A 14,763-nucleotide genomic window follows, 5' to 3' on the forward strand; every position below is an offset into this window, starting at 1 on the left:
TTATTAATTTAAGCAAGAGCCTTTTTGGACGTTCACTCTCAGTAATATATATGTACTGTTAAATGGCGATCGCTGTGCCAGTTGCGTAAGTCCTGGTAAAAAAAGGACGAACCTAAAAGTTCGCCCCTAACATAGTATTATGCTGTTGCTGAATCCAAACCTAAATCTAAATCTTCGCTTCTTCTCTCACTAACTTATCCCAACCCAAATCTTTTAAATTATTATTTCGACGCAACGGACGAGTTACCAACTCTAACATGTCACGCGCATTCGTAAAGCCGTGAATTTGAGCAAAAGTGAACTCCACCGACCACTTAGTATTAATACCGCGTGCTTCCAACGGATTAGCGTGAGCCATACCAGTAATTACCAAATCTGGTTTCAACTCATAAATTCGCTGAAGTTGATTGTAATTATCCGGCTTCTCCACAATCCTTGGCAAAGGTGAATTCATTTCCTGGCAAGTTTTCTCTAATAATGCCAACTCAGCAGCTTGATAGCGCTTATCCATGTAGGGAATGCCGATTTCGTGAACTGTCATCCCACAACGGATTAAGAATCTTGCTTGGGAAATTTCCAGCAAGTTATCACCCATGAAGAATACAGACTTACCGCGAATCAGTTTCACATAATCTTCCAAGCCTGCCCAAATTTGTGCTTCCCGTTCATCCAAACCCTTGGGAGTAATACCGAACACCGAGCAGATTTTCTCAATCCAAGCGCGGGTGCCATCGGGGCCAATCGGGAAGGGTGCGCCAATGAGTTTACACTTGCGGCGGCGCATTAAGGTGGTAGCTGTGCGGCTGAGGAAAGGGTTGACACCAGCGACATAATACCCTTCTTCCAGTACTGGCAATTCAGTGAAGCGCTTCGCGGGTAGCCAGCCGGAAACTTTGATGCCTTGTTTCTTCAGTTCCAAGGTTAACTGAGTAACCACAGGGTCGGGAAGGGAGCCAAAGAGAACTAAGGGTGGATGATCTACGTACTCAGATTCATCTTGGGCGACATCTTCTTTCTTCTTACCGAAGTTGAGCAATTTAGCGATCGCATTGCGTTCATTTTTCTCTGTTTCCGCCACCGGAGCCTTATCAGGACAACGGTTTGCCATTGCTGCTAACACGGTGTCTTCCCCTTGGGTGAAGGCGTAATCTAGACCATTTGCACGCGCTACAACAATGGGAATTCCAATTTCGGATTCCAGTTTTGGTGCTAAACCTTCCAAATCTGTTTTGATAATTTCGGTAGTGCAAGTGCCAATCCAGACAATTACACTAGGATTGCGATCGCGTTTAATCTGCAAGCACAACCGCTTTAACTCTTCATAATCACTCAGTTGTGCCGAAATATCGCCCTCTTCCAACTCTGCCATTGCATAGCGGGGTTCAGCAAAAATCATCACCCCCATCGCGTTTTGCAGGAAGTAGCCACAAGTTTTTGTCCCAATCACCAAAAAGAAGCTATCTTCAATTTTTTGGTATAACCATGCCACGCAGCTAATTGGGCAAAAGGTATGGTAATTCCCGGTTTCACATTCAAAGTTTAAAGCTTCTGGTTGTTGAGCGACAGTCATTTTGGTTTTTTCTCCCCTTGATATTTAATGGCAGGTCAACCAATTTCAGATTTTAGACTTCGGCTTTGCTCAGTCGAACGATTGATAATTTTGGATTGAAGGCTGGGACAACAAAAGTATCCTCTGTCTAACGACAATTTCCCTAATTCTTCATCCAAAACCCCAAATCTAAAACTTAAAATTGCGAAGAACGGCAATAATTAGGCGTTGGGGAAGAGGCGGGCAATTTCTGATTCATCAAAAACACCTGCTGGCAGTTCTTCCCCCAAAAAATCGTTACTTTCTTCAGCCTTTTGCAAAGCTGTTTCATCACCCCAGACATCTGACAACACGTCTTTAAACGCATTCTCATCTAGTGGACTATCTTCAAGCGCCTCGTCTTCGTCTTCATCCAGCTTTACTTCCGTTGCAGCTGTTATATCGAAGGCAATTTCCCCAAATTCATCTGCTTCTAAACTAGAGGTTTGGAGAGACTCATCTTTTGAGTTGTGTCCGTTAATTAAGGAAATATCGCCAAAGCCATTTTCTGTTTCCTCCAACTCGCTGATTCCCAGGCTTTCATCCTCAGAATCCACGATTGCGAACTCTTGAACTACCGCCACCGATACAAAGCCATTTGTATGAGCATGTGTCAATGTTTCATCTTCAGGCTTTTCATCAATGACAGCTGCTGCTTCTTCTACGTATTTCTCTACATCTGGGCTGACGACGAAGCGATTACCGAGAGCGAAATCTGGGTCAAAATGCAAATCCAGCACCTCAATTAGGGTATCGGCGTCAGGATTAAGTTTGGCAAAGGGCAACATTAACTGCGCTAGCTTTGGCTCTAGAGCGTTAAGAACTCCCAGGATGAGGTAAGAAGGTGGTCGCTTCCCGCCATCAGGGGTGTACACTGATTCCACTTGCATGTGCAGGGTAATCCAGTCTCGATTATTCTGGAAAAATTGCAACCACTTTTGCTTTATTGAATCTGTAAAGCTGTGAAAGAATGCCATGTTATTGTCCCCCATCCTGAGAACTTGGTGATTTATACAATCATCAAGTCTAGTTCCTCTTCTGAATTAGGAACCTGGGGTTTACCCGGATTTAGATAAAAATCGGACAACAAAGAGAACAACTCCCGATCTGGTGTGTCGTTAGGTACAACACCTTCGGGACGCGCCAAAATTTGGTCGGCGATGTTGAGATAGTAGTCGCAAACGTAGTCTAGGGAAGGATCTTGCTCTGCCATCTCAAACAAAGTTTTACCTTTCACACGGGAAACACGGATATCTTCAATTAAAGGTAAAACTTCTAGAACTGGCATGGGCACTGCTTCTATATATTTTTCAATCAAGTCGCGCTTGGAGGTGCGATTGCCAATTAACCCAGCTAAACGCAATGGGTGAGTTCGGGCTTTTTCGCGGACTGAAGCAGCGATCCGATTAGCAGCAAACAAAGCATCAAAGCCGTTGTCTGTAACAATCAGGCAGTAATCTGCATAGTTGAGTGGTGCTGCAAAACCACCACAAACTACGTCACCCAGAACGTCAAAGAGAATTACATCGTATTCATCAAAGGCGTTGAGTTCTTTAAGTAATTTTACGGTTTCACCGACTACGTACCCGCCACACCCAGCACCCGCAGGTGGGCCACCAGCTTCTACGCAATCCACACCACCGTAGCCTTTATAAATTACATCTTCCGGCCAGACATCTTCGTAGTGATAGTCTTTTTCTTGGAGGGTGTCGATAATTGTCGGAATCAAAAACCCAGTCAGGGTAAAGGTACTGTCGTGTTTGGGGTCGCAACCAATTTGCAGCACTTTTTTGCCACGTTTAGCTAGGGCGACGGATATATTACAGCTAGTTGTGGATTTACCGATACCACCTTTTCCGTAGACTGCTAGTTTCACTGTTGTTTCCCTCTTATAGCTTTTTGTCAAACTTGTGGCTCAAACATTTGCCTTCACCTTTCCTGAGATGGCGATGCGTGAGGTCTGTTGATGTCATTATTGGGCAAATTACCTAGAAAAGAAAGTGCCTCCTAATCTGTAAAACCGTCTTATCTGATGAATTAAATCTTAATTAGGTCTATTTGGCCCTTTATGAACCTTAAAGACTTTAAAAGCTCTTAAAAGACTCAATAAAAAATTTTTATTACTTATTTTTATAAAAATAGTTACAAAATACAAAAATTAGAAATCGGCTTTTTTGAATGCTTTTCATAGAATTAGCTGATGTTTTTACAACGTGTTTTCAAGGCATTGGGGCGCAGGGTCAAGGGGAAACAGAGGTATATGCAGCCTGATACTGGAAATACTACTGGAGTTTGCGTTAGCGTAGCTCACCGTACCCCTACAGGGAAGCAAGCTACGCGTAGCGTTCCGCAGGAAAGGTATCGTAGATAAATTACCAGTTTTCAGTCGGTAGTCACAACCATTTAATTGCTGCTTGAGAGTAAGTTAGTGTGATTTTGTAAAAAATTATTAAATTGTCAAATATTATCTAAGCTGATTAAAATCTTTTGGTTGCCGCCTCCTTCATTGACGGCATCCCACTAATGGGCATTCCCAGTCTCAGACTGGGAACGAGTCAAATCAGGACACCTCAGTTTCAATTTCCTGGATTTCCTGTAATGTTTGCCAGCCTGCTTGCCACTGGGAGCTATCTTGTAATAATTTGGCATTTATCCAAAAACGGACTTTAGGATCGCAAGCAGAAACCATTTCGGCGTAAACCCACTTAGCTTGATTTTTCCGGTTAACAACTTGGAAGTGCCGCCAGCCATCAACTTTTCGCTGTGCTGTCCACTTAGAACCAACTAGGTAAGGAAATTTTTGTTTTTTAGTCATTTGTCATTTGTCATTTGTCATTGGGCACTTGTACTGAACGACTTGCCCTCTTGGTAGTCGTTGGTGCAGCCTCTTGTAGAGAAGGGAGTCGAAGTATTGGGCATTGGGCATTGGGAAGAGACAAGGAAGAAACTTGTTCAATAATTCTCCCTCATCCCCCTCATCCCCCTTATCCTCCCCCAGTCCCCAATTAAGATGTCACCAAATCACCATTACGGGTAAACTTCTGGCAATGCAACTCACTATCTTGCTGGACACATAGCGAAAACCATCTGATATGACTCCAGCAGGTGTTGATGTTGTTGGTAATTTTGCGCTTTTTCTTGGAAAGTCGTTGCCTTACGACTTCGTTAGGGCAAAGTATTTCTAACGTACCCGTACCATCTTCATAATCGACGATGCGAAATAGACAGTCTTGCAACATAGCACGGCTACTGCTGTCGAAGAACCGCTTAAACCTCTGTAGCTTTTCCCCTTCAGTCATTTGGCTGATGGGTTTTATTTTCAAGAAATCCTCATCCTCAAAGTCAAAGTCATCATCTTCAAAGTCGTAGGGGTCAATCATTTTCAGCATCCACTAGGCGACCTGGAATTATGGTAACTCTGTGTGGGAGCAGGGGAATGAGAAGATACGGAGATGGTTTTGTACCATTGACTTGAAAGTTGATGGAGTTTAACAACACCTTGCACTGCTGAGAATTAAAAATGATATTTGCGATCGCGTACCCACATATTTATAGGTATTGCTTTACCTTGTGCATTCACTTTCACTTCCACTACTATCGGTTGCGGCTGTCCTGGTTTGATTGATCGGGCTTTAGAGATATCGTTATTAATATCGTTCCGTTGATCCTCTGGGATGTAGTAAGTTTCTAAGCCATAAGTAATCGAATTATAGGCACTATATTGACCTTTTAAGGCTATCTGATTTGCAGCTAGGGAAGTTGGGAATTGTCCACTTACGCGCACAGGTTTCCAAGCTTGAGGAATTCCACTAGAGGATTTTTGCTCTTCCAAAATTATATACAAGTTGGTTCCCTGCACCAAAGGCTCGCCTCGTTTGTCGGGAACAGGATTTTGCTTCACCAAATCTTCCCAACCAGGAAGTTTTTTTAAATTATCTATGCGAGAAATTTGATAATTTAGCGTCACAGAGTAACCGCGCAGCAAATCGTAAGGATCTACAGGTAGAGTTTGCAAAATAGCTGTTTTACCTGTAACAAGTGTGTAAACTGATTGGGCTGGTACTGCTAAGATGATCGCTGTTTGAATTAGCAGAGGAACTACAAACTGCCAAAGAGCTATAGGCTTTTTTGAAGGTTCATTTTGCAAAGGTAATGCTTGATTAGTTTCCATAGGGGATAATCCAAAAAATGAGTTTTAAGTATTGAACGATCAGCTTTTTTGAATTCATAAATTTTTTACACAAATTATGCATGAAGATGCACTTGATATTTATTAAACGAACTGTCAAAGATGCAAAGGAAGATATGGTTCAAGTAATTAGTGCTTTTTTTACAGAGAATTTGTATTATGACCGATTTTCATCAGAAGTTGATAAAACTGGTAAAAACGACAAATAACGTTCAAACCACAATCCAGCAAAAATTACAGTAATACCGCACAAAACAAAAACTAAAGATTTGAAGAGTAAAGCGGTGTCGTACTCTAGGGTTCGGCTGATAATTTGTAGTGTTAATAATATTAGTCCACCCCAAAAATCGCGTCGTTGTCCTAACTCCAGCGCTTCCCGAATTAGTTCAAATCCTAACACTGCTAAAAGGACATTAAAAGCAAATATGGGAATGGCTGGAATCAAAGTGATAGCTTGATGAACGAAGATTAATAAAGCAGTTATGACAATCAAGCTGCCAATAAAGATTGTTTTGATATCTATTCCCTGGCGTTCCCTGTTGCTTGTTGGTCGTAGCAAATGCCACCATTGCCACAGAGCTAAAACTGTGAAAATTGCCACATCAATAAAGGGTAGCGAAGTTGCTAAGTGATTATTTTGAAATTCAGTGTAATAACCAACAGATGGGGCTGACCATAACCAACGGAAAGACAGGTAGTAAAACGTGATGCTGAAAAACACCCTAGCTAGAGTCCTGGCAAAGGGCTGAAATAGCCTGGAAGAAACTCGCCAAAATAGTAAGTCATCGTAACTCCACAATAATGCTGGGGGGAGGGCAAAGGCGGCTATAGCAATCCAAGATGGAGCATCTCTATATGTCAGAACTTGCAGGGATTGGAGATGAAATTGCCAGGATGTAACAAATGCGATCGCCGCAATTCTGAAAATCCAACGGGAACGACACCAGTAAGCTAGAGGTACAAACACTACACCTAAAAGTAGGGGCAGATGTTGTATTACCAGCCGCGCCCATGTCAGCTCATTTTGTACAAAGTACCCATCAAATAATCCGATCGAATACCCAATTAGCACTAGAATCAGGGCAAGCATCCCCAAGGAAGTCAAGCGCAGACTGTAAGCCATTAGTAAAACAGCCAACCCCCAAATTAAGAACAGTTCGTAACTTGAACCGCTAATATGGAACATTTGCGCCAACAGCGCTATATTTGCGCCAATCGTCAACGCACCTAAAAGTAGCAAGCCTTCTCCGAAGACCTTTTGGCGGCGTTTTCGGCTTCTTGGGGAAATATTATTGCTTGCAGGTTGTCTCCACAAAATAAAACCAGCAATATTAGTTGTCAGGAATAAACTTAACAGTAGTGCTAACTTGGCTTCTCTATTCAAAGCTTGCCAGTTAGCAGCTACAAAAGTAATTACACCTAAGCCTAATAATGTTGCACCCACAGCGATCAAGATAAAAACGAAGCGATCGCGAGCGGCAGTTTCTAGATTATTAAATTGATACCTTTGTGCGAGTATTTGGTAAAAATCAGCATCAATAAGTCCTTCATCCTGCCATAGTTGCGCTTCTTGACGCAACTGGCGGCGAAAATTATCAAGTAACATGATTCTCTCCGAGGCTGTAAGCAAATGGAATGTGGAACGAGAACTATGCTCGTCAGATCGATGAAGCTAATTATACTTACAGTGTCGAGCGATTGTTTTACGCAATACAGGCGTGAAAGTAAACATGGGCTTGACACCATTTAAGGCGATGATCGCCTAGTTCATTGCCTCAAACATCTCACGACTGCCTAGAAAGTACAAATAATGATTGTTTTTTTCCACGGGCGGTAATACTACTACTCTATAAAGATGTGAAGACCGATCCAGCTAGTCGCCTCCATGTTTTTACAATGACGATATCAGAACAAAACTGATTCTTGTTCTGTATGCGATGGACACTTCGCCCAAAAAGTGTTCCCCCAAAGTTCTGATATCTGAAGACAAGCTGCCGTCTAGGCGATTATGTCGGAAGTCGGCACTCAGACAACTCTGGGCAGCATTGTCTCATGGTTGGGCGTCTACGTTCTTCAAAAAAGCCTATGCAACCAACTAATCCAGATCAATTTACAGAAAAAGCCTGGGAAGCGATCGCCCATACCCCGGATATTGTGAAACAATATCAACAGCAGCAGATAGAAAGTGAACACCTGATGAAAGCGCTGTTAGAACAAGATGGTCTAGCAACTGGCATTCTCACCAAGGCAGGTGTTAATCTTCAAAAACTGCGCGATCGCACTGAACAATTTTTCCAACGTCAGCCGAAAGTATCTGGTACCAGCAGTTCTGTCTACTTGGGACGTAGCTTAGATACACTTCTAGATCGGGCAGACGGATATCGCAAAGAGTTTGAAGACGAATATATTTCAATTGAACACTTATTGTTGGCTTACGCTAAAGATGACCGTTTTGGCAAAAGTTTATTCCAAGAATTTGGTTTAGACGAAGGCAAGCTAAAAAATATTATTAAACAAATTCGTGGGAGTCAAAAAGTGACCGACCAAAATCCAGAAGGCAAATACGAAGCACTGGAAAAATACGGGCGTGACCTTACAGAAGCTGCACGTAAAGGTCAACTCGATCCAGTGATTGGGCGGGATGATGAAATTCGTCGGACTGTGCAAATTCTCTCTCGCCGTACCAAGAATAATCCTGTGCTAATTGGTGAACCAGGTGTTGGTAAAACTGCGATCGCCGAAGGATTAGCACAGCGTATTATTGCAGGTGATGTACCTCAATCCCTCAAAGACTGCAAGCTAATTGCTTTAGATATGGGTGCTTTGATTGCAGGGGCAAAATTCCGAGGTGAATTTGAAGAACGTCTGAAAGCAGTATTAAAAGAAGTTACTGAATCTACCGGCAAGATTGTTTTATTTATTGATGAAATTCACACTGTTGTCGGCGCTGGTGCAACCCAAGGCGCGATGGATGCTAGTAACTTGTTAAAACCGATGTTGGCGCGGGGCGAATTGCGCTGTATTGGGGCGACAACCCTAGACGAATACCGCAAACATATCGAAAAAGATGCCGCACTAGAAAGACGTTTCCAACAAGTTTATGTCGATCAGCCCAGTGTAGAAGATAGTATTTCGATTTTGCGCGGGTTGAGAGAACGTTATGAAAACCACCACGGGGTGAAGATTTCTGATAGTGCTTTAGTTGCAGCCGCCGTATTGTCAAGTCGATATATTAGCGATCGCTTCTTACCAGATAAAGCAATTGATTTGGTAGACGAAGCCGCCGCGAGATTAAAAATGGAAATTACCTCAAAACCAGAAGAACTCGACGAAATCGATCGCAAAATTCTGCAATTGGAAATGGAGAAGCTTTCGCTGCAAAAAGAAAGCGATGCCGCTTCTCGTGAACGTTTAGGAAGATTGGAAAAAGAAATTGCCGATCTCAAAGAAGAACAAAAAACTCTGAATACTCAATGGCAATCTGAAAAAGATATCATTGATAAAATTCAGTCTGTGAAAAAAGAGATTGAACGGGTCAACTTAGAGATTCAGCAAGCAGAACGTGACTACGACCTTAACCGCGCTGCGGAGTTAAAATACGGCAATTTAACCAGTTTACATCGTCAACTGGAAGCAATAGAAGCGGAATTGGCAAGCACTCAAAGAAGTGGGAAATCACTATTACGAGAAGAAGTCACTGAAGGTGATATTGCCGAAATTATTTCTAAATGGACAGGAATTCCCATCAGCAAGTTGGTGGAATCTGAGAAAGAAAAGCTGCTGCATTTAGAAGATGAACTGCACCGCCGCGTGGTTGGACAAGAAGAAGCAGTCACAGCTGTAGCGGATGCAATTCAGCGATCGCGAGCTGGATTAGCCGATCCTAATCGTCCCATTGCTAGCTTTATTTTCCTTGGGCCTACGGGTGTGGGTAAAACCGAATTGGCGAAAGCACTGGCGGCGTATATGTTCGATAGTGAAGATGCGCTGGTGCGAATCGATATGTCTGAGTACATGGAGAAACACGCTGTCTCTCGCTTAATCGGTGCGCCTCCAGGATACGTGGGTTACGAAGAAGGCGGACAACTTACAGAAGCGATTCGCCGCCGTCCTTACTCAGTGATTCTTTTCGACGAAATCGAGAAAGCACACCCCGATGTCTTTAATATCTTTTTGCAAATTCTTGATGATGGTCGCGTCACTGATGCCCAAGGTCATAAGGTGGACTTCAAGAACGCTATTATCATCATGACCAGCAACATCGGTTCGCAGTACATTCTTGATATCGCCGGGGATAACGCCCACTACGACGAAATGCGCCGTCGAGTCATGGAAGCAATGCGAAATAGCTTCCGTCCAGAGTTCCTGAACCGGATTGATGAAATCATCATCTTCCACGGTTTGGATAAGAGGGAATTGCGGCAAATTGTGCTGTTGCAAGTGGAAAGATTGCGGCAAAGATTGAGCGATCGCAAAATATCTCTCAAACTATCGGATGCTGCACTTGACTTTTTAGCAGAAGTAGGCTATGACCCAGTGTATGGGGCGCGTCCACTGAAGCGGGCGATTCAGCGAGAGTTAGAAACTCAAATTGCTAAATCCATCTTGCGCGGCGAATTCAACGACGGCAACACCATTTTTGTAGATGTGCAAAATGAAAGGTTGTCCTTTAGCCGTTTACCAGTTGAAGTCTTTACCGGATAATTACACCTCACAAATCACACACAAAAACCCGTTTTCTCACAGAGAGCGGGTTTTTGAATTATCTATAGGTAAAGTGAAAATCCAATCAGCAACGTCTGAATTTTTTATTGAGTCTTACACATAACTTGTCGCATTTTACGCATATTTGCAGGCAACTCAAAATTCATCGCTTGTTGAATAAAAATAGATGGAATCGGAATTAGAGGTGTCGCTTGCACAGTATAAGCAAGTATTGTGCCATTACCACAATCTTTTAGTTCTAAATTGGCGTCAAAGTCCTCAAAAGTTCCATTTACCATGCGAAATTGGATTTGCTGCCCCAGCACTTCTACAACATTGAGGTAAATTTCCACTTGAGCCGTGAAAAAGAAAAAGGCTTTTTGTGCTGCTTGATACAGACGTTTGACTTCACCTTTATCTACTACCTCACTCTTGGTGATATCAGGAAAATATTGTACCCAGCGGGGATAATCAGTTAATTGCTGCCAAACGTGCGATCGCACCATCGGCAAATACATCCAGGCTGTTACTGAACCACCCGACATCTTGTGTGATCGCGTTTCTACCAAAATTTCACCCTGTACCAGCAACTTTTGCTTGTCTTGACTCCAAGCCATATCTGAACCTGCAATAATTGAATCTGATATATAAGACGCAGACATAATGATTAAGTTACTCCTCAACTCATCCATTTAAATAGAGTTGAAACTACAAGCCATAAAACTTGATTTAGATCCAACCCATTATTAAATTAGTTCCAGTTTAATACTTATCTTTTCTGGAAAGCATGATTTTTCGCTAATCATTTCAGTTACTTTACTGTAAAAACTGTGTTTCTTATCACAATTAACATAATTAATACTCCAGTGAGTTTTATCAAAGTAATACTTGTAAATGAAAAACTGCGTTGTTAACAGCTAGAATGGCACAAACACGATTTAACATCAAGTACCTTACCTCAATGTTTGGATAGTATCTCTCAATTTTTACGTGTTATTTATGATGAAACTGCAACTTCATCGTAACTTCATATCTTAATTATCAATATCAAGTGTAATGTCTGTTGAGTTAAAAGGAAAATTAGGTGAATCAATCTTCTTTAAATCGTAGATTAATCCAGATTTTTGGTATACTTCTCGGCATTAGCGTTGCCATCTGGGTACTTAGAGGTATTGGTATTCTCACTTTTATCCCAGGTGGAATTATTTGGTTACTGCTACTTGGGGCGATCGCGATCGGAATTATCAGTTACGCCCAAAGGACATGGTGGCGTTTTTAATCTGATTTGTTTTGAGAATAGCTGGTATAGTCTCGGAAATTTCCCCTCAAGTACAACCTTTATTTGATAATTTTCATGTCGTAGTCTCGTTTAAGAATTGTAGCTTGCCTATTTTGACTCACTGTCAAAAGTATTTAATAGGGAAGCAATGCCAAAAATTTACGAGGGGAAACGAACATGGCAAAGTATAAATGTACTGTTTGTGGCTATATATATGACCCAGCAGAAGGCGATCCAGATAGTGATATAGCACCGGGAACAGCCTTTGAAGATATACCAGAAGATTGGTCATGTCCAACTTGTGGTGCGACAAAAGACGACTTTGAACCTGATGAAGAGTGAAAATAACAGCTAGCCTAGAAAGTAGGTGCTGTAAAAGAGATATTTTTGAAATTGTTACCGTTACAAATTGTAGTTATTGGGGGTGGGGCTGCGGGATTTTTTGGCGCGATCGCTTGTGCTAAAGCCAATCCTGATGCCCAAATTACTTTACTCGAAGCTAGTCGCCAACCCCTAGCGAAAGTACTAATTTCTGGTGGCGGACGCTGCAACGTAACTCACGCTTGCTTTGAGGCGGAGGAGTTAGTGCAAAATTACCCCAGAGGTGCAAAAGCTTTGCGGGGTGCTTTGACTCGGTTTGGGCCTCAAGACACAGTAGCTTGGTTTGCTGCTGGTGGAGTCTATCTCAAAACGGAAGCCGATGGCCGGATGTTTCCTGTCACCAATACTTCAGAAACCATTGTGGAATCTCTGATTAAAGCAGTGGCGACATCTGGGGTAAAACTTCGTATCGGTACGCATGTAACTTCAGTGAAACGAACCGCAGCAGAGGGTGGGTTTGATATTCTTCTGAAGTCGGGAGAGACGATTAAATGCGATCGCCTACTTCTGGCGACTGGTAGCAGCCTTGCGGGTTATAAAATTGTCCGAGAGTTAGGTCATGAAATTGAACCGCCAGTACCCTCGTTATTTACCTTCAACATTGTCGATCAAAAATTGCGGGAATTGGCTGGAGTTAGCGTTAACCCTGCTCAATTGCGGTTATCTGCGGGCAGAAAATCTCAATTGCAACAAACTGGGCCATTACTAATTACCCACTGGGGTTTGAGTGGCCCGGCTGTTTTGAAGCTTTCGGCTTGGGGTGCAAGAGTTCTGCACGAAAGCCGCTACCAAGCCACATTATTGATTAATTGGCTGCCTGATTTGCACCAAGAACAAGTGCGAGAAAAAGTTTTAGCAGTTAAAGATGAATGGGGAAAGAAAGCGATCGCATTGCATCGTGGAGTTGATCTACCTCATCGTCTCTGGCAATACATCATTGCTCGTGTAGGCATTACTACAGAAGACCGTTGGGCAGAAATATCTAGTAAAACCTTAAATCAACTGGTGCAAGAACTTACTCAAGGAGAATATTTAATCAACGGTAAAGGAGCCTTCAAAGAAGAATTTGTTACCTGTGGCGGTGTTAAACTCAAAGAAGTCAACTTCAAGACAATGGAAAGTCGGTTAGTTCCTGGTCTTTATTTTGCCGGAGAAATCTTAGATATTGATGGCGTCACCGGTGGGTTTAACTTCCAAAGTGCTTGGACAACTGGGTATTTAGCAGGCGTAGCAATGGCGACTAGCGATTAGTACCACCATCGGGATTATGACAGCTTAAGAGAGTTCGTAGTAAGCAGTTTAGTGCTTAGAAAATAAGGACTAAAGTCCTTACTACGGTTCTGGGCACTGCTGATTGGGGGCTTTTTTAGCTGTTACTTTTAACTACGACAAGATTATTGGTTCTGATTTTGATCAACCAAGTAGCAGTATCAAGGCAACAATAGAAAAACCTCAGTTAGATTCACTCAGTCAATCTCTACCCCCGTTTCCTTGCCAATTGCGAGTCCGGTTGAAGATAAAAAAGCATCTGATTACTAATTACGAGTTAGTATCAGGCTCATCTAAAATCTCACTATAAGGTTGAGGTTCTCTTAGGCGCTGTTCAGCATACTTATGGCGTAACTTCACAGCTTCTAAGTAGATTTTTTTCCGAGCTAAATTAATAATACCTAAAGGCTCATGTTCAGGTAAGGTGTGCCAAGGAGAGAAAGATAACCCCTCATTTAATCGGTTGCGTTCTTCAAATTCGAATTTCTGAGCCGGAATTTTGACAGTAGCCAGTTTAATATATGGTGCATCCTCTTCCTTCCACTCTTTAGTGGGATCTTCAATAGGTGTCTTTTCGTCATCTACAAAAAGCTGTACTAGAAAGTCAAAATTTGCTTCTTTTGCTTCTTGAGTGAGATATTTGACTACTGCTTCACGCAGATAATTTTCGGAATCAGGTTTCCCATCGGAAATTTCATCCGGTTGGTGTGGCTGAAGTGAGAATTTAATCACATGAGAGCCAAGTTTATACGGAGTCGTACTCCAGTATGGGATGAGTAAGGGATTCGCTACCTGTTTGCTGCTAGCAGCTTGGATAATTTCAAATACTGGTGCAAGCGATCGCAATAATTCTGGATCAGCCTGATCACTACCAACTTTCCCCAAATCAGCAAACTGTTGCAGGGTTCGCGTTATAAAAACTGGGTGACTAAGAAAAATAAAATCTTGTGTGTACTTCTCGTCATCAAGTACCTTTTCCCCTTCTACCTCCAGAAGTTTGATAGCTAAACCGTGAATATCTGGTTCCAAGTCTGATTTGAATTTGCCACGTTTTTCAGGTGCAGAAGCATTAGATAACCGTACCCAAATTGGATAACTCCGTTTTTTGGCAAACACACCCACCCGCCAGGATTCGGGTATGCTGTCTTCGACAATGAATTCTCCCCAAACCAAACCATGACTTTTAGGATGTGTTTGGCGCAAGTCAGGCCCTTTCTGTGCTTGTTCCTGTAAGACATTTGCCAATATGGCATCGGTTTCTGCTGACTGTGTGGGTAAGGATAAGCTCAAATCGCTCATACTTTTTTCCTTGAGTACAAAATTTTCACCAATCAATACAATTTAAGTACTGTA

At 42.4% G+C, this 14,763-nt stretch carries 13 protein-coding genes; 4 read left to right on the forward strand and 9 right to left on the reverse strand.

The features are described 5' to 3' along the window. Nucleotides 1-166 precede the first annotated feature (166 nt). The 7 genes from V7K60_RS01600 to V7K60_RS01630 form a co-directional block, all read right to left on the reverse strand. Nucleotides 167-1,570 (reverse strand): ferredoxin:protochlorophyllide reductase (ATP-dependent) subunit N, encoded by a 1,404-nt coding sequence (locus tag V7K60_RS01600; protein ID WP_334922414.1) that lies wholly within the window; start codon nucleotides 1,568-1,570, stop codon nucleotides 167-169. Between the two features lie 200 nt (nucleotides 1,571-1,770). Then, nucleotides 1,771-2,565, reverse strand: a complete 795-nt coding sequence (locus V7K60_RS01605) for a DUF5331 domain-containing protein (RefSeq protein WP_334922415.1) — start codon at nucleotides 2,563-2,565, stop codon at nucleotides 1,771-1,773. Between the two features lie 32 nt (nucleotides 2,566-2,597). Next, nucleotides 2,598-3,464: a ferredoxin:protochlorophyllide reductase (ATP-dependent) iron-sulfur ATP-binding protein gene (bchL, locus tag V7K60_RS01610; RefSeq protein ID WP_012410753.1), complete on the reverse strand. Its 867-nt coding sequence runs from the start codon at nucleotides 3,462-3,464 to the stop codon at nucleotides 2,598-2,600. Nucleotides 3,465-4,148: 684 nt separating this feature from the next. Next, nucleotides 4,149-4,403 (reverse strand): TIGR02450 family Trp-rich protein, encoded by a 255-nt coding sequence (locus V7K60_RS01615; RefSeq protein ID WP_334922417.1) that lies wholly within the window; start codon nucleotides 4,401-4,403, stop codon nucleotides 4,149-4,151. 190 nt (nucleotides 4,404-4,593) lie between these two features. Beyond that, a complete protein-coding gene (locus V7K60_RS01620; RefSeq protein ID WP_334922419.1) occupies nucleotides 4,594-4,977 on the reverse strand; it encodes a hypothetical protein in 384 nt (127 codons plus the stop codon). A 125-nt stretch (nucleotides 4,978-5,102) separates the two neighbouring features. Further along, nucleotides 5,103-5,759 (reverse strand): GDYXXLXY domain-containing protein, encoded by a 657-nt coding sequence (locus V7K60_RS01625; protein ID WP_334922421.1) that lies wholly within the window; start codon nucleotides 5,757-5,759, stop codon nucleotides 5,103-5,105. 175 nt (nucleotides 5,760-5,934) lie between these two features. After that, the gene (locus tag V7K60_RS01630; protein WP_334922423.1) at nucleotides 5,935-7,383 is read right to left on the reverse strand and encodes a DUF2157 domain-containing protein; all 1,449 of its coding nucleotides are present in this window, start codon (nucleotides 7,381-7,383) and stop codon (nucleotides 5,935-5,937) included. Between the two features lie 479 nt (nucleotides 7,384-7,862). Here V7K60_RS01630 and clpB point away from each other — a divergent pair, with 479 nt between their 5' ends. Beyond that, nucleotides 7,863-10,481, forward strand: a complete 2,619-nt coding sequence (gene clpB / locus V7K60_RS01635; protein WP_334922586.1) for an ATP-dependent chaperone ClpB — start codon at nucleotides 7,863-7,865, stop codon at nucleotides 10,479-10,481. Between the two features lie 104 nt (nucleotides 10,482-10,585). On the opposite strand, the gene V7K60_RS01640 is transcribed toward clpB, so the two are convergent. Next, nucleotides 10,586-11,143: an SRPBCC family protein gene (locus tag V7K60_RS01640; RefSeq protein WP_334922425.1), complete on the reverse strand. Its 558-nt coding sequence runs from the start codon at nucleotides 11,141-11,143 to the stop codon at nucleotides 10,586-10,588. Nucleotides 11,144-11,565: 422 nt separating this feature from the next. Here V7K60_RS01640 and V7K60_RS01645 point away from each other — a divergent pair, with 422 nt between their 5' ends. The 3 genes from V7K60_RS01645 (at nucleotide 11,566) to V7K60_RS01655 (ending at nucleotide 13,392) form a co-directional block, all read left to right on the forward strand. Then, nucleotides 11,566-11,760 carry a hypothetical protein gene (locus V7K60_RS01645; RefSeq protein ID WP_334821467.1) on the forward strand — a complete coding sequence of 65 codons (195 nt, stop codon included), beginning with the start codon at nucleotides 11,566-11,568 and terminating at the stop codon, nucleotides 11,758-11,760. A gap of 177 nt (nucleotides 11,761-11,937) precedes the next feature. Continuing rightward, nucleotides 11,938-12,102 (forward strand): rubredoxin, encoded by a 165-nt coding sequence (gene rd / locus V7K60_RS01650; RefSeq protein WP_292774831.1) that lies wholly within the window; start codon nucleotides 11,938-11,940, stop codon nucleotides 12,100-12,102. Between the two features lie 51 nt (nucleotides 12,103-12,153). Then, nucleotides 12,154-13,392: an NAD(P)/FAD-dependent oxidoreductase gene (locus tag V7K60_RS01655; protein ID WP_334922588.1), complete on the forward strand. Its 1,239-nt coding sequence runs from the start codon at nucleotides 12,154-12,156 to the stop codon at nucleotides 13,390-13,392. A gap of 288 nt (nucleotides 13,393-13,680) precedes the next feature. Here V7K60_RS01655 and V7K60_RS01660 read toward each other — a convergent pair whose 3' ends face one another. Beyond that, entirely contained in the window at nucleotides 13,681-14,709 is a 1,029-nt protein-coding gene (locus tag V7K60_RS01660) for a catalase family protein (RefSeq protein ID WP_334922427.1), read from the reverse strand. Nucleotides 14,710-14,763 lie beyond the last annotated feature (54 nt).

Source organism: Nostoc sp. (assembly GCF_036917555.1).
In the GTDB taxonomy this organism is placed as follows: Bacteria; Cyanobacteriota; Cyanobacteriia; order Cyanobacteriales; family Nostocaceae; genus Nostoc.